Here is a 17,314-nt window from a genome sequence, read left to right as displayed (position 1 = left end):
TTGTAAGTATTGATTTTGAAAACTATAAACATACTTTTATTAAACCAATATTTTATTACAAAACCCATAGGTCTGTTATGTCTTATAAAGAAGGGTAAGATAATAGAATACTTATAAGAATATAATATGAAGAATTTTGATTGTATTACTATAGAATACTTTAGAGAGCAGGAGCTCTTATTCTGGAAAATTAATGATAAAGGAAGAATTCCTGATTTTTGTCTAAAAAGGCTAGAAGAATTCAAAGAATTTACTTCTTGGGTAAAAGATTATTTTTCACACCCAGATAGACCAGTTAAGTTTATCGTTTCAACTTTAGGAGATAATGATCTTTATAGTATGAGAAATGACCTTTCTTTTGTCACAAATTCTATTATATCCAAAGATAAATCTGCACTTACTCTATATGGTTATCTTTCTGTAGAAGCAATGTATCAAATATATAACTCTTTTGGGTTAAAAGCACTTACAGTTGCTTTTGTAGAAGAAGATATTTTTGGAGGTGCTTTTGAATGTGCTTTGGCACATGATTTTATTGTAGCAGAGGAGCAAGTCGAGTTTAGTTTACCAGAAAATAAACTTTTTAATATGTTTCCAGGTATGGGGGCCTATAGTCTGTTATATAGGAAATTAAACACTAGAGATGCAGATGTTATTTTGACAGATAGAAGAGTTTATAAAGGCAGAGATTTGTATGATTTTGGTTGCATTAACAAGATTGTAGAAAAAAGTAGTTCGGTAAAAATGTTATTTTCCTACATAGAAAAAATTAAAGAACGATTTAATTTTGAATATTATCATACCCAATGCAAAAAAAGTGTTTTCTCTTTAACTAAAAAAGAATTACTCAACGTTACTGATTTATGGGTAGAAGCATATATGGATATACACCCTTCTGATCTTTATAGAATGGAGGTTATGGAAAACGAACAATCTAGAAAAGTAAAAGTAGAAATCTAAGTATGGATTCATATTATAGTAAGATTTAGAAAAATTAAGTATCAAGATTCTTAATTTTTCTAAATCTTATATCAAATAAACTCTAAAATTACGCTAAAAACGAACGAATATTTTTAGGGTTTTATTACTATAAAAAATGGATGGTTATTTATGTTAAAGAAAACATCTATATCTCGATATATTCTTCTTTAGAAAGTAAATGAGGTTTTAATTCAGATTTTACCTGATTAACCCATTTTTCTAAGCGAGCATCACTCAATTCAGATTCATTGTCATGATCTATAGCAAGACCATAGAAATGGTCATCTTTTTCTTCTATCACAGCAACAGAATCTGTAAAACGATACCCTTCTATAGGCCAATGGCCAACAATTGTACCTCCGTTTTCTAATATAACTTTAGCTAATATTCCAATTCCATCTACAAAATACTCTCCGTATCCTATTTGATCTCCAAGACCATATAAAGCGATAACTTTACCAGTAAAGTCTATTTCTTGAAAATCATCATAAAAAGCTTCCCAATCACTTTGTAAATCGCCATCATACCATGTTGATAACCCTAAAAGAAGCACTTTGAACTGGTCAAAATCTTCTTTGGATACATCATCTATCTCTCTAACATCCAATTGATCAGCTCCCCATAGGGATACAAGGTCTTTAGTAATATCATCCGTACATCCGGTGTCTGATCCGTAAAAAACACCAATTTTTTCCATAATAGTTATATTAAATATTTATACAAAAATAAATTATTTTTAATTATTCTAAATAAAAATAATGTAATAAATTTGAAAATTGAAATTTAAGAAGCATGTATACTTTAGATCCATTATATTATAACAGTACCGGAACGGCATATTCGATTAAAAATAGTGATTTTGAGCAAGAGGTAAAACAAAAAATACAATTGCAGATAGGAGATATAGCTATTTTAATGGATATCAAAGAAATAGAGGCATTTCTTACAGTTATACGTTCTGCTAGAAAAGGATGTCAATGTGGTAAGTGTAATGGTAAGAATTGTTACAAAACCATAAAATGCAATACTCCGCAAGCAGAAATTAATTTTAAATTAACTCCAGAAATTCTGGATGGGCTAGAAGAATTGGTGTTGGGTGTTTTATTTCATGAGGAGTACAACAATATTTTATTAAATAATGAGATAGGGTAATATCTTATGAGTGTATTGTTTAGACGTATATTTTTTTGATTTAGATATATAAATTATATTAAAATACTTTCTTCAAACTTTTTTCTCTATATCTTTTTGGAGTTACACCTTCTATTTTTTTAAAAGCTGCTGTAAAATGTGTAGAGTTTTTATACCCTACTAATTCAGAGATTTCATAAATAGCTTTCTTACCATATTTTAATAGTTTTTTGGCTTTTGTCATTCGTGCATTTATAGCATATTCAAAAATAGTCATATTAAAAACTCGCTTAAATTCTTTTTTTAGCATAAAATCATTAAGTCTTACTTTACGAGCTAATTCATGAACGGAATATTGAGTTGATAAATCAGAATTGATAATAAATTGAACTTCATATATTTTTTTGATAAGAGTATCTGAAGTAGCATTTTTTATAGGAGCATTAGGATCCAAATCTAGTTGAATAGATAGTAATTCTAATGCTTTAGATTCTAGAAATAAACGTTTTGATAATCCTTGTCGAGTATTTGTCAATAAATCAATAAGTATTTCCTGAGTTTGATTACATATGGGTTTGGTAAAATTTTTATTTAAATTTTCTAATGCGTATTTATTATGCATCAGATATTCTAAATTTAATTTATGTTTTTTAATAAAATGAGGAGACATTATTATTTTTACCTCTTTTACTTTTTTATCCTTACTATATTGGGTTGACCCAAGAGTTTGCGATATATAAACAAGATAACTCTCTTGGCTTCCATAAGTAAGATCATATATTTTTCCATCAACTTTAATAATTTGCTCACCATCTATGAGGTATGATAGCTTTAGAGTATTAGTGAAATAGCTACTATCAAGATTTAAATCTTTTTTTAATTGAGCATCAAAAAAGCCTATAGATAAACCATCAAAATAGTGATATTCTATAGAACCACACCCATATTCAGGCAAAAGCTCAAATTTTCTTGTACAGATTCCAGAACTTATGTAGGAGATAACATTCTTACTAACAGTGTTTAAGACGCATTCCTTTTTTTTATCAGAACCTACTTTTTTAGATGACCTCATATTACGTCTTTTTTTATCCATAATACGTCGTTTTTATCTTTCCCCAGATACTAATTTTGCACCTATATTTATTTAGATCAAATATATATAATATTATGGATTCTGAATAGGTTGTTAAATAAAATAGTATGTCAGTGTTTGTTTTAAGAAGAAATAGTTGTCTGTTTTTTCTGTTTTTATGTAGTATTGTTTGTAATGCTCAAACCAATATTACAGGTGTAGTAATTGATCAAAATTCTAATCCTGTCCCAGAAGCATCTATACAGGTTGTAGAACTCAAAAAGAAAGGTGTAGTAAGTGATTTTGAAGGCAGGTTTACTCTTGAAGTTCCTTCTGGATCTTATACCTTAAAAATAAGTTATGTAGGGTTTAAAACTTACTTACAGAAAGTAGATGTAGTCAGTTCAGAAACCACATCACTTACCATACGATTACAAGAAGACATTAATAAATTGAGTGATGTTATTGTAAAAGGAAGAACCAAGGCCCAAAAAACTCGTGAAAAAGCATTTGAAGTAGAAGTAATAGAGACCAAAGGATTAAAGAACATGAGTGTTGATGTAAATTCAGTTCTTATGACGATCCCAGGAGTTAATATCAGACAAAATGGAGGTTTGGGGTCAGGGTTTGATTTTTCATTAAACGGTTTATCAGGTAAGCAAGTAAAGTTTTTTATAGATGGAATCCCACAAGAAAACTTTGGGAGCTCATTATCACTCAATAATTTTCCAGCTACGTTGGTAGAAAGAGCAGAAGTGTTCAAAGGAGTTGTACCTATTTATTTGGGAGCAGATGCATTAGGAGGAGCTATAAATATAATCACCAATCAGCGTAAAAATGATTTTCTAGATGTATCCTATGATATCGGATCTTTTAATACCCATCGTGCAACATTAAATGGACAATATTACAGTGATAAGGGATTTGTAGCAAAAGTATCGTCATTTTATAACTACTCAGATAACGATTATAAAATAGATGGGATAGAAATAAGAGATGAGCTAGGTAATGACACAGGAGCTATACGCAATGGTGTAAGACGATTTCACGATGCTTATAATTCTCAAATGATTACTGTAAAAGCAGGGGTCGTAGACAAAAAAATAGCAGATCAACTATTAGTAGGAGTTACAGCATCTGCCAATAGAAATGAAATTCAACACCCAATTGATCCACAAAACCCATTTGGAGAAGTATTTGAAGAAAATAATGTAATTCAAGCTTCAATTACTTATGAAAAAAGAAACCTACTAAAAGAAAAATTAAACCTAAAATTATTTGCAGCTATAAGTGAGAATAATGATAAAAAGGTAGATACTTCTTCACGTAAATATGATTGGTTTGGAGGTTTTATAGAAAGATCGGATCAAGATAAAGGAGAATTTGAATTCAGTAAAACTCTATTTGAGTTTAAAGATAAAATGCATTTGCTTAATGCTTCTGCCAATTATAAAATAGGAGAACAAAGCACATTGAATTTTAATTATACAAAAAACTACCTCAAAAGACAAGGAGAAGACCCTGCAAGAGCGGGAAGGATAGCGTTTAATGATCCTCATATTTTAGATAAAAATATACTCGGGTTGTCCTATGATGTAAGTCTTTTTGAAGACTCTTGGAACACAACATTATTTACTAAAGCGTATCTGCTAAACTCTGAAGGTATAATTGAAGATGTTTATGCCAATGATGAAGATCGTTACACAAAATTCAAAAATAATTTTGAAGAATTAGGATATGGGGTAGCGTCTACTTATAAAATGTCAGACCGTATTCAGATCAAAGGTTCTTTTGAAAGAACTTTTAGAATACCCGAAGGATATGAAGCTTTTGGAGATGGGTTGTTGCTAAAAACAAATCCCAATTTATTACCAGAAGAAAGCTATAATGTAAATATTGGCTTTTTATTAAATAAACAATGGGATAAACTAAGAGTTAATTTTGACACCAATTTCTTTATTAGAGATACCAAAAACCTAATCGTATTATGGTCTGAAGGTATTAATTCTAGATATTTCAATACTGCAGATGCTAGTAGTATTGGCGTAGAAGGAGAAATAAAAGCTACATATAACGATAATTTTTTCCTAGCTGTAAACGCTACTTACCAAAAAATACAAGATGATGTGCTAAATGAGCGAATAGCCAATATACCATATCTTTTTGGGAATTTAAGGACTGGATATAACATACAAAATATCTTTTCTAATCACGATAAGATGTCCCTTTCTTTGGATTCTTATTTTGTGAATGAATTTCCATTTCAATCCTTTAGTCAGGGGGCACCAGAAGAAAGGTTTTTTATTCCCGAACAATTATCTCATAACATTCAACTAGGGTATTCTTTTAAGCAAGGAAAGTATAATATTTCTGTACAAGCACGAAATGTTACAGATGCGATAGTCAAAGATAACCTTGATATACAAAAGCCAGGAAGAGCTTTTTATCTAAAACTAAGATATTTTATATCAAACTAAATTTTACAATAATTACTAAAACACAAAACAATGAAAACAAAAAAAATAAATTTGATAAAAAGTATGTTGCTACTTTTTGTAATCTCTAGTGTTGCTCTTTCCTGCAATAGTGACGATGATACAACGATTACCTCTCCAGATCCAGAGCCAATTTCGATATCTAAATATGTAGTAGGCTTTCAGGCTAATCCAATAGGGCAAGCAACAGGAGTTGATTATGTTTTGGAGTTGCCATCTTTGGAGTCTCTTACAACAGGAGAAATCACAGTAGAAGGGCAAGGAATTCCATTAAAAGGATGGAGATTTTTTCATAGCGTAAACAATACTGTTTTTTCTTCAGGATATGGAGATGATGATAAATGTATTGCTTATCAATTGGATGAAGCTGGAAAATTAAAAGAAGCAGCAAACTTTACTTTTCAGTCAACATTAGATAACTATGCAGCTATTGATGATAAAACATTACTCGCTGTTGAATTAACGGGTGGTGTAGATGATTTTACCAAAAATATCCCTGATAGAAGTTTTTATATTGTTAATGCAGAAACAGGCTTGCTAGAAAAAGTAGTTACACATGCCATCGATAGTCGTGTTGGTAAAGGAACAGAAGAGAGCCCTGCTTATATTCCATGGGTTACAGGAATGGTGCTAAGAGATGGTAAATTATTTGTGTCTTACCATAAATTGTTACCAGATAATAGCTTTGCTCCTGTTGATGTAGATAAAGCATATGTAGCAGTATTTAAATATCCAGAATTTGAATTAGAGTCATTGATAGAAGACGAAAGAACAAGTTTTATAGGAATTAATGGACATAGTACAGGGATTGAAAAAACAGAAAATGGAGATATCTACTCATTCTCATCTTCTTCTGATGCTGCTGCTATTACAGGAGCAACTAAATCTTCTGGAATCCTTAGAATAAAAAATGGAGCAACAACTTTTGACCCAGATTACTTTTTTGATGTAGAAAACGCACCAAATGGTGGTAAATTATTTTGGATGGATTATGTAGGTAATGGAAAGGCTATCGGTAGAATTGTTTTGGATGATTCTTTAGGAACATGGAAAATATTTGCCGAGCAAGGAAGTTTTTTCAAAATGGTAGTTATCGATTTGATCAATCAAACAGTAACAGATGTACAAGGAATACCTGATCATGCCAATAGATATACTTCACCAATGTTTGTAGAAAATGGTAAAGCGTATTTAAGTAGTCGTGTAGGGGCATCACTAGTTTCTGGTGGAAAGATTGAAGATGGAGAAACTCATATCTATATAGTAGATCCGGAAACAGCAATGGCAACCAAAGGAGCCAAAGTAAAAGGGTTGACGCTTAAAGGGATCTTTAAAGTATCTAATTAACTCTTCTTTTCATCTTTGAGGAGAAAATAGCTTTTTATAAAGTGAAATTCGTGGTCAGGTAGGGCTTGTTGAATGTTGTAAAACACTTCTATATTCCACAATATCAACAGGCGCTACTTACCTATTGATTCTTTAAACTGTAGTTTTTAGCTTTTACAGAATTTATAGATGTTTTTTATGGGAAATGAGTGGGGTAATTTGGAATAGGAATACCAAATGATAAATTCAATTAAGTATAACTTAAAACCTTTTTACTATGAAAAAAGTACTTTTTATTTTTTTTGCATTTTTTAATATGTGCCTTTATGCACACGAAATTACCCTATCTGATCAAGTTTATAATACCAATGCTTGTATTGTTGAAAGCAAAATAACAGTAACATTAGATCATTTCAGTACATTTAAAAATTATAATTTACTTGAGTTATGGCACGGTAATAAAAGGGTGTACAAAAAACAAATAAAACATTCTAAGTTCCAAAATATACAAGGAAAACATGTTTATTCTTTTTATGCAAGTACATCTAGTCATCATAATAAATTTAGTGTTAGGGTAAGTGATGTTTTACCTATTGGACATGGGAGAGAAAGGTTATTGGTAGTTAAAGCATTTGATAAATGTATTGCTTTTGGCAACTTTAAAAATTACACTATTCGTAAAGTAGCTGTTAGTAATTCAGGATGTGTTACAGCAAAAGCAACGAATACGATCTCTACAAACTTTCTTTCTAGTTTAAATATAGTACCTAATCAAATTTATAGATTTTATGATGGAGGGCAACCAAACCCAATACCATCTATAAATTATTATAAAATTGAGAGTTCAGGCACTGCAGGTTCAAGTAGTGCATCGCTTTCAATTACTAGTATATTAAGTGGACCAATTACAGAGGTTTTATGTCTAGATTATGATCATGATGGTGTGCCAGATGATAGAGACAATTGCCCACAAAAGTATAACTCAGACCAAAAAGATAAAGACAATGATGGTATAGGAGATGTTTGCGATAATCAGGATAATAGAGATTCTGATGGGGATGGAGTACAAAATTATCAGGATGATTGCCCTAATGAAGCAGGCCCTGCATCTAATAATGGCTGTCCAGTTGTAGTTCGTAACTCGAATTTGGCAGTTGATTTAAGCGCGTCTATTGTGCATTCTCAATGTGTAGAATGTTATCCTGTTCTTGATGCCTTTTTTAATAATGGTGAGAGACATTTGGTACGAGACGGTACAGGATCTATAAGTTTTAATAGATTAGAAATTAGGAATATTGGTAATAAAGTATCTAATTCAGCAAGAATAGACTTTTACTTTTCTTTTGATAAGAAAATTGGTAGTAGTGATAAGTTAGTAGAACGAGTAACTATCCCTAGTCGTAATCCAAATAGTTCTTATGGAATAAAAACAAGTATTAATGGCTGGGATTTTAATAATAATTTGGCAAATGGAGACTATTTTATCCTTGTAGATATTGATGCAAATAATACAAACGATGAGGGAACCGAAGGAGAAAAAGATAATCTATTGGCAATACCAATACGTTATCAAGGATCAATTGGTAGAAACTCATCTATACTATTCCATTCTTTTGAAAAAGGAGGGAATATATTTCAAGAATTCTTACTATCTGTGTATAATATAAATGGAATATTGATAACACATAAAACAGTTACCACAAAAGAAGAAGAAACTGCTTTAATAAAAAGCCTTCCAAAAGGGATGTATATCATCAAAAACGGTGATAAAATTTATAAAGTAAATAATTGAATTAGAACTCATGAAAACACTCCTGAAAATAGAGGTTCAGGAGTGTTTTTTATATATGAAAACAACATACGAAATGAAAAAAACGATAGGAATAGTAGCACTTTTTTTGCTATGCACAACAAACACCTTTGCTCATTTCTTTTGGATAGAAACCAGTCCAACAGGAGCTATAGGAAAGGAACATGAAATACGGGTATATTTTGGTGAGTTTTCTAGCGGAACCTCAGAAAAAACAGATGGAAAGGTATTTGAAAATTCAAAACACTTTACCCTTTGGGTAGTAGATCAAAAAGGTAATAAAACTGAATTGAAAACTACTGCAGAGGATTTTTATCATGTAGCAAATTTTACACCCAAAACAGAAGGTACATATTCTGTTGTATTGGATAATAAAAAATATAAAGTCTTAGATTTTACAAAATATGATTATGGTATCTTTAGACCACAATATCATTCTGTTACCAAAGTAGTGGTGGGAACAAGCACGGTGCATCAAACAGCGGCAATTAACCCAGAGAGTATTACTATTGTAGATCGATCAACAACAGCTGATAAAGCACAGCTTCAAGTAATTTTTCAAGGAGAGCCGTTGGCAGAAACAGAAGTAACGATTTTTATGAAAGAAAATTGGTCAAAAAAAATGAAGACAGATAAAAATGGAATGATAATTTTTAATCTACCCTTTAAAACGCGTTATGTGATCGAAGCAACTCACGAGGATAAAAAACCAGGAGTATATAACGAAGAACCATATCAATTTACATGGCATTGTGCGGTATACACAATAAATTGATCTACAAATCAAAAAGTAATGACTGAAAAAGAATTAAAGGCAATAGCAGCACAATTAAGTCATCCTACAGGAGATGCTGGTTTGAAAATAGCAGAGAAAATGAATCAAACCAATTCAGGGATGATTTCTAATACCATTGGTCAGCTAAACCTAAAGCCAAATAATCATGTTCTAGAATTAGGGCACGGTAATGCAAGCCACCTTAAAGAAATATTTGCGAAGACAACAGATTTATTATATACAGGATTAGAGATCTCAGACTCTATGAAGGATGAATCAGAAAAACTTAATAAAGAATGGGTAGATCACAAGCAGGCAGAATTTGCATTGTATGATGGAACTACGCTTCCTTTTTCTGAAAACTGTTTTGATAAAATAATGACTGTAAACACTCTTTATTTTTGGGAAAATCCTGTAGAATTACTGAAAGAAATCTACAAAGTCTTAAAAATAGACGGAATGGCATGTATCACATTTGCAGATATGAATTTTATGAAAGCCCTACCTTTTGTAGATACAAGGTTTGAACTGTATGATGTAGAGAAATTCAAAAAATTAGCAAAAGAAATCCCTTTTAAGGAGATAGAAGCCATTGAAAAAAATGAAATAGTAGAGAGCAAAGCAGGTGATACGGTAAATAGAAAATATTTGATAATGAAGCTTACAAAATAATTTTAATGCTATTGTGAACAAAGCATAAAAACACCTTGTAAAAATGACCATAGCTACTACATCTGATGTCTAGTAATTACTGAACAAAAGAATACTTTTCTATTTTTAATATATTCAAATAATAAATGAATATAAGGTGTCATCAAATAAATAATAGCAAGCCGTTAAAAAATCAGAATAAGCAGTAGTTAATCAAAAGACATTTAATACAGTGATCTCTTTTCATTGTAACGAAATAACGAATTGATCTTTTCTGGTCAATTCGTTTCACTTTTCCAGAGATATTTCATAAGACACTTTAAGCCTCATATGTTTGAGGTTTTTCCATATATAGATACCGATGTTTTTAGATTAACTTTGATAGAACAGAGTAGGTATGCATTTTAATGAAAAATTATATTTTGTCTTTTTTTTATGTATTTGATCGATGATCGTTGAGTTTTCAAATATACCAGCAAAATTTTAATAAAGGAAGTAATTAAATTAGTTAGTACGTATTACCTGTTATTAATTGTTATTTCCCTCCATATGAAAAAACACTGTATTTTTCTTTTTATTACAATTTTCGGTATTCTTCATACTTATGGACAACTAAGTGATTTGCATTATTTACCACCACTAAAACAAGGTAATGGTGGCACAGGGTCGATAAACCAACAAAGGATTTATTTATCTACACCAGAGACAATACCTTTCAATGTAGATATTTACAGGGGAAACAATGCAGTTCCCATTGCAACAATAACAGGGTTGTCCAATATCAATTCTCAAACCTATAATCTGGCAAACGGAAACAATAACGTTACACTCATTAGTACAAATGGTGCAGGAATAGTATTAAGTAATTCAGGGTTGAAATTTGAATCAGCTGGTGGGCAGAAGTTTTATGTGAATTATAGAGGGAGGTCTAATTCTCAAGCAACCTCATTAACATCAAAAGGAAGACAAGCAATGGGAACCTCTTTTAAATGGGGAGGAAGACCAAATTATGGAAACGGACATAATACGCTGAATGCGGTAGTTGGAATTATGGCAACGGCAGACAATACTACAGTTACTATCTTTGGGTATGATACAGATTGCACATTTAGAAATACAAGTAACGCCTCAGGAATTACAGCAGATAATTTAACAATTACTTTGAATGAAGGACAATCATATGTACTGGAGGCCCCTAGAAATAATACGACAGCAAATATTGATGGATGGTTGGGAGCAACAATACAATCTAATAAAAATATAGTAATATCAAATGGAAACCTTAATGGAGCTCCCTCTGCCACAAGTAACAGTCGTGATGCTGGAATAGATCAACCTGTTCCAGAAAACGTATTAGGTAGAGAGTATGTATTTATTAGAACTAATGGGTCTAATGTAAACGAAACACCAATTATTATTGGTACGCAGAACGGAACAGATATTTTTGTAAATGGTTCAGTAACTCCAGTTGCTACAATTAATGATGGAGAATATTTTGTAATCCCTGCAACCAATTACTCCTCTACCTCTTTAGGAGGGAACATGTATGTAACTACGACCAAAGAAATATATGCATATCAAAATATAGCTGGATCCAGTGGTATACAAACAGGGGGATTAAATTTTATTGCTCCAGTAAACTGCTTACTGCCCCCCAAAATGGATAATATTCATGATATACGTAATGTAGCTGGAGCTAATTTTACAGGAGGAATTACAATTACAGCAGGATCAAGCACTCCAGATGCTAATATTGTAGTAACCGATAATACAGGAATTGTTACACTACCATCCTCTATTCCAGTTGCGGGAACTTCAGATTGGAAAACAATTACAGTTTCAGGCCTCACAGGAGATGTCAAAGTACAATCTACAGGGCCAATCGCAGTAGGTTTTTTTGGCGTAAGTGGCAATGCAGGAATAGCAGGCTATTTTTCAGGATTTGATACAGTACCAGTTGTTCAACTTGATGTAACAGGAGGAGGCTGTCTACCAGGATCTGATGTGTTTGAAATCTCTGCCAGTTTTGATGCATATCAATGGTTTGAAAACGGAGTTGAAATATCAGGGGCAACCACAAGTGCCTACACTCCTATTGGACCTGGAGACTTCTTTGTAAGAGTTACTAGAGGAACATGTACATATGATTCGGCAATTTTGTCTGTCTATAATTGTGCTCCAGAAATTGTACTTACAAAAACAGTAGACAATACTTCTGGAATCGAAGGGGACATAGTTACTTTTACAATAACAGTAGAACATCTTGGCGTTGACCCTGTAAGCAATTTAGTGATCAATGATATACTACCATCAGAGCTTAGTTTTGGAACAGCAATCCCAAGTTTTGGATCATGGACAGCCCCTAATTGGACTATCGGAGATATGTTTAGTGGAGAAGTACACACGCTGACAGTAGAAGCTACAATCAATGAGGTATCATCGGGAACCACAGTCACTAATACCATCGTTAATTCTCAAACAGAAGTAGAAGCAGATGTTTTACCCGATGATGATACCGAAGATATAACCATAATTAATAATGAACTAGCAATAACCAAAACAGATGGTGCTCCACCAGATGGCAGTTATGATACTGTAGGGGAAGTAATAACCTATGATTTTGTAGTGACAAATACGGGAGATCAAGTAATTCCATTAGTAACTATTGTTGACCCTAATATTGATTCAGGTAGTTTGATGCCAGCTTCTGTCAATAACCTTGCGGTAGGAGCGTCGGCCAATTTTACAGCAACTCATACCATTACGCAGGCAGATATAGAAGCAGATCAGGTTATAAATACAGCTACAGCACAAGGAACATTATCAAGTGGTTTTGTAATTTCAGATATATCCGATGATCCTGATGATCCTAATAATAATGAAGATGATCCCACGATTACACCCATGGATCAAAAAGGTGTTCTTGTTCTTCAAAAAATAGCACAGCCTGCACCAGATGGGTTGTATAATGCTATAGGTGAAGTTATAACGTATGAACTCACAGTTGTTAATACAGGGAATGTGAGTATTAATAATGTAACTATAACAGATCCAAACGCTGATCTAGGAAGTATAAGTCCGATATCTGTAGCAAACTTACCAGCAGGAGCCTCTACAATTTTCACAGCACAACATACTATTGTTCAAAATGATTTCGATAACGGAAATACAACTAATACAGCAACGGTAACAGGTACCGAAGTTATTGAAGGAGCAGTTATAAGCGATACATCAGATGATCCCACTACAATAACCCCAGATGATCCTACAGTAGTCAGTATTCCTCAATTCGGACAATTAGATGTGACCAAAGTCAGTAGTCCACCTGCCGATGGAGCATATGATACCGTTGGAGAGGTGATTACCTATACCATAATTGCCACTAGTATAGGAAATGTAACATTGACTAATATCAATGTAGTTGACCCCAATGCAGATACTATTGTACTGCAAAGCACAACAGGTACAGATACTGGGGGAGATAATATTGTAGATAGTATGCTGCCTACAGAAATCGCAATTTTTATTGCAACCCATACATTGACACAAGAAGATTTGGATGCAGCTCAAGTAATAAATACTGCAACAGTAGGAAGTGTTGATCCAGGGGGAGGAAGTGTTACAGATTTATCAGATGACCCCAATGATCCTAATAATACAGTAGATGATCCAACAGTAGTATCTACCATATCAACACCATCTATGACAGTAACAAAGGTTGCAGATGATGATAGTAATGTTACGATAGGGCAAACCGTTACATATACATACCAAATTACTAATACTGGTAATGTAACTTTTGATAACATTACCATTAATGATGCACATTCTGGTAGTGGAACATTAAGCACTCCCATGCTACAAAATACTACAGGAACAGATGATGGATTGGATACTAGTGTAGATGAGCTAGGACCAGGAGAAACCGCTACTTGGACATCTGAGTATGTGATTACAGCTACAGATATTACCAATCAAATAGATATTAATAATACAGTAACTGTTACTGCAAGTCCTAGAACAGGTAGTATTACAGCACCTACTGCCATAGAAACGATTTCTGTTAATCCTGTCGAAACTATATGCGGAGGCACTACGCTTTCTCATGATTTGACTGTAAATACAGATCCTTCTATCACATCTTTTAGTTGGTCTGCGGAAGATAACCCATTGATTAGTGGAGAAACCCTTACAACTACCACTACATCTGATATAACAGATACACTAATAAATTCAGGAACAGCAAACCAAGGTGTGGTTTATACGATTAATGCATTTGATGGCGGAGGGATGCTTCAGGATACTTATATCTATACAGTAACGGTACAGCCATTACCCACAGTATTAAATACTAGCATGACAACTTCACTATGTACCGAAGATTCTTTAAATCAAAATTTGATTGATCATATAGATAATTTTAATAGTGGAATTACCTTTAGTTGGTCTGCGGCAGATAATCCCAATATTACAGGAGAAACGACAACACTATCTTCTGACGCTACAATTACAGATACATTGATAAATACAGGAATAGTACCTCAAGATGTAGTGTATACGATTACACCGACCAGTGATGCTACAAGTTGTTTAGGTGTAGTTTATACTATTACAGTAACGGTAAATCCTAAACCTACTGCAATTGCTTCTCCAATAGATAGAATCTGTAGTGATGTAGCTTTGAGTCATGATCTTATGGGAGATGTAGACCTAAGCGGTTCAATTTTTAGCTGGTCTGCGGTAAATAATCCTAATATTACAGGAGAAACAACAGCCACCAGTACAGTTACTAGTATCACGGATGTATTGACTAATACCAGTGGCTCCGTTCAAACCGTAGTCTATAACATTACACCAACAAGTTCATATAATTGTGTTGGGGATTCCTATATGTATACAGTAACGGTAGACCCTGAACCTTTTGTAACCGCAGTACCTACCACAACGATCTGTAGTGGTGTAACTTTGAGTCATGATCTTACATCAGATGTAAATCTAAGTGGGGGCACCTTTAGCTGGTCTGCGGTAGATAATCCTAATATTACAGGAGAAACAACAGCTACCAGTACAGTCACTAGTATTACCGATGTATTAACTAACACCAGTGGCTCAGTTCAAACCGTAGTGTATACGATTACACCAACAAGTTCAGATAATTGTGTTGGGGATTCTTATACGTATACAGTAACAATAAATCCAGAACCTTTTGTAGCCACAGCACCAACCAGTATAGTTTGTAGTGATGTTGCTTTGAATCATGACCTTATATCAGATGTAAATGTAAGCAGTACTACATTTAGCTGGTCTGCGGCAGATAACCCGAATATTACAGGAGAAACAACAGCAACCAGTACAGCAACCAGTATTACTGATGTGCTGACCAATACAAGTGGTTCGGTTCAGACAGTTGTGTATACTATTGTCCCTACAAGTTCAGATAGTTGTGCTGGGGATTCTTATACGTATACAGTAACAATAAATCCAGAACCTTTTGTAGCCACAGCACCAACCAGTATAGTTTGTAGTGATGTTGCTTTGAATCATGACCTTACATCAGATGTAAATGTAAGCAGTACTACATTTAGCTGGTCTGCGGCAGACAATCCTAATATTACAGGAGAAACCACAGCTACCAGTACAGTTACTAGTATCACCGATGTGTTGACCAATACCAGTGGCTCCGTTCAGACAGTTGTGTATACGATTATACCAACAAGTTCAGACAATTGTGTTGGCGATTCCTATACGTATACAGTAACAATAAACCCAGAACCTTTTGTGGCTACAGCACCAACCGATACAGTTTGTAGTGATGTTGCCTTAGCTCATGATCTCACAGGAGATGTAAATCTAAGCGGAGCTACCTTTAGTTGGTCTGCGGCAGATAACCCGAATATTACAGGAGAAACAACAGCAACCAGTACAGCGACTAGTATCACTGATGTGTTGACCAATACCAGTGGCTCCGTTCAGACAGTTGTGTATACGATTATACCAACAAGTTCAGACAATTGTGTTGGCGATGCTTATACGTATACAGTAACAATAAACCCAGAACCTTTTGTGGCTACAGCACCAACCGATACAGTTTGTAGTGATGTTGCTTTGAATCATGACCTTACATCAGATGTAAATCTAAGCGGTTCAACCTATAGCTGGTCTGCAGCAGACAATCCGAATATTACAGGAGAAACAACGGCTACTAGCACAGCGACCAATATTACCGATGTATTGACTAATACGAGTGGCTCTGTTCAAACTGTGGTGTATACTATTACACCATCAAGTTCAGGTGGTTGTGCTGGGGATTCTTATATGTATACAGTAACAATAAACCCAGAGCCTTTTGTAGCCACAGCACCAACCGATACAGTTTGTAGTGATGTTGCCTTAGCTCATGATCTTACAGGAGATGTAAATCTAAGCGGTACTACTTATAGCTGGTCTGCAGCAGACAACCCGAATATTACAGGAGAAACAACGGCTACTAGCACAGCGACCAGTATTACCGATGTATTGACTAATACGAGTGGTTCGGTTCAGACAGTTGTGTATACTATTGTTCCTACAAGTTCAGCCAATTGTGTTGGCGATTCTTATATGTATACAGTAACAATAAACCCAGAGCCTTTTGTAGCCACAGCACCAACCGATACAGTTTGTAGTGATGTTGCCTTAGCTCATGATCTTACAGGAGATGTAAATCTAAGCGGTACTACCTATAGCTGGTCTGCAGCAGACAATCCGAATATTACAGGAGAAACAACGGTAACCAGTACAGCGACCAGTATTACTGATGTGTTGACTAATACGAGTGGTTCGGTTCAGACAGTTGTGTATACTATTGTTCCTACAAGTTCAGATAGTTGTGCTGGGGATTCTTATACGTATACAGTAACAATAAATCCAAAACCTTTTGTAGCTACAGCACCAACCGATATAGTTTGTAGTGATGTTGCCTTAGCTCATGATCTTACAGGAGATGTAAATCTAAGCGGAGTTACCTTTAGCTGGTCTGCGGCAGATAACCCGAATATTACAGGAGAAACAACAGCAACCAGTACAGCAACCAA

At 33.8% G+C, this 17,314-nt stretch carries 10 protein-coding genes; 8 read left to right on the top strand and 2 right to left on the bottom strand.

Annotated elements, in window-relative coordinates:
• Positions 1-126 precede the first annotated feature (126 nt).
• A complete protein-coding gene (locus tag CVD18_RS00990) occupies positions 127-960 on the top strand; it encodes a crotonase/enoyl-CoA hydratase family protein (protein WP_103863588.1) in 834 nt (277 codons plus the stop codon).
• A gap of 166 nt (positions 961-1,126) precedes the next feature.
• Here CVD18_RS00990 and CVD18_RS00985 read toward each other — a convergent pair whose 3' ends face one another.
• Positions 1,127-1,678, bottom strand: coding sequence for a flavodoxin (locus tag CVD18_RS00985; protein ID WP_103863587.1), 552 nt, complete (start codon positions 1,676-1,678; stop codon positions 1,127-1,129).
• A 95-nt stretch (positions 1,679-1,773) separates the two neighbouring features.
• Between CVD18_RS00985 and CVD18_RS00980 the strand changes: the two genes are divergently transcribed.
• The gene (locus CVD18_RS00980) at positions 1,774-2,133 is read left to right on the top strand and encodes a hypothetical protein (protein ID WP_103863586.1); all 360 of its coding nucleotides are present in this window, start codon (positions 1,774-1,776) and stop codon (positions 2,131-2,133) included.
• Positions 2,134-2,191: 58 nt separating this feature from the next.
• Here CVD18_RS00980 and CVD18_RS00975 read toward each other — a convergent pair whose 3' ends face one another.
• Complete coding sequence (locus CVD18_RS00975) at positions 2,192-3,205, bottom strand: AraC family transcriptional regulator (RefSeq protein WP_103863585.1); 1,014 nt, start codon at positions 3,203-3,205, stop codon at positions 2,192-2,194.
• A gap of 107 nt (positions 3,206-3,312) precedes the next feature.
• Here CVD18_RS00975 and CVD18_RS00970 point away from each other — a divergent pair, with 107 nt between their 5' ends.
• The 6 genes from CVD18_RS00970 to CVD18_RS00945 form a co-directional block, all read left to right on the top strand.
• Positions 3,313-5,661 (top strand): TonB-dependent receptor, encoded by a 2,349-nt coding sequence (locus CVD18_RS00970; RefSeq protein WP_103863584.1) that lies wholly within the window; start codon positions 3,313-3,315, stop codon positions 5,659-5,661.
• 30 nt (positions 5,662-5,691) lie between these two features.
• Positions 5,692-7,026 carry a DUF4374 domain-containing protein gene (locus CVD18_RS00965; protein WP_103863583.1) on the top strand — a complete coding sequence of 445 codons (1,335 nt, stop codon included), beginning with the start codon at positions 5,692-5,694 and terminating at the stop codon, positions 7,024-7,026.
• Positions 7,027-7,282: 256 nt separating this feature from the next.
• Complete coding sequence (locus CVD18_RS00960) at positions 7,283-8,797, top strand: thrombospondin type 3 repeat-containing protein (RefSeq protein ID WP_103863582.1); 1,515 nt, start codon at positions 7,283-7,285, stop codon at positions 8,795-8,797.
• Positions 8,798-8,870: 73 nt separating this feature from the next.
• On the top strand, positions 8,871-9,590 hold the full coding sequence (locus tag CVD18_RS00955; protein ID WP_158250362.1) for a DUF4198 domain-containing protein: 720 nt from the start codon (positions 8,871-8,873) through the stop codon (positions 9,588-9,590).
• A gap of 18 nt (positions 9,591-9,608) precedes the next feature.
• Positions 9,609-10,262 carry a class I SAM-dependent methyltransferase gene (locus tag CVD18_RS00950; protein WP_103863580.1) on the top strand — a complete coding sequence of 218 codons (654 nt, stop codon included), beginning with the start codon at positions 9,609-9,611 and terminating at the stop codon, positions 10,260-10,262.
• A gap of 528 nt (positions 10,263-10,790) precedes the next feature.
• A partial coding sequence (locus CVD18_RS00945) for a PKD-like domain-containing protein (protein WP_103863579.1) occupies positions 10,791-17,314 on the top strand: 6,524 nt, incomplete at its 3' end.

The sequence above is a fragment of the Aquimarina sp. I32.4 genome (genome assembly GCF_002924285.1).
In the GTDB taxonomy this organism is placed as follows: Bacteria; Bacteroidota; Bacteroidia; order Flavobacteriales; family Flavobacteriaceae; genus Aquimarina.
This window is presented reverse-complemented; position numbering and strand designations above follow the sequence as displayed.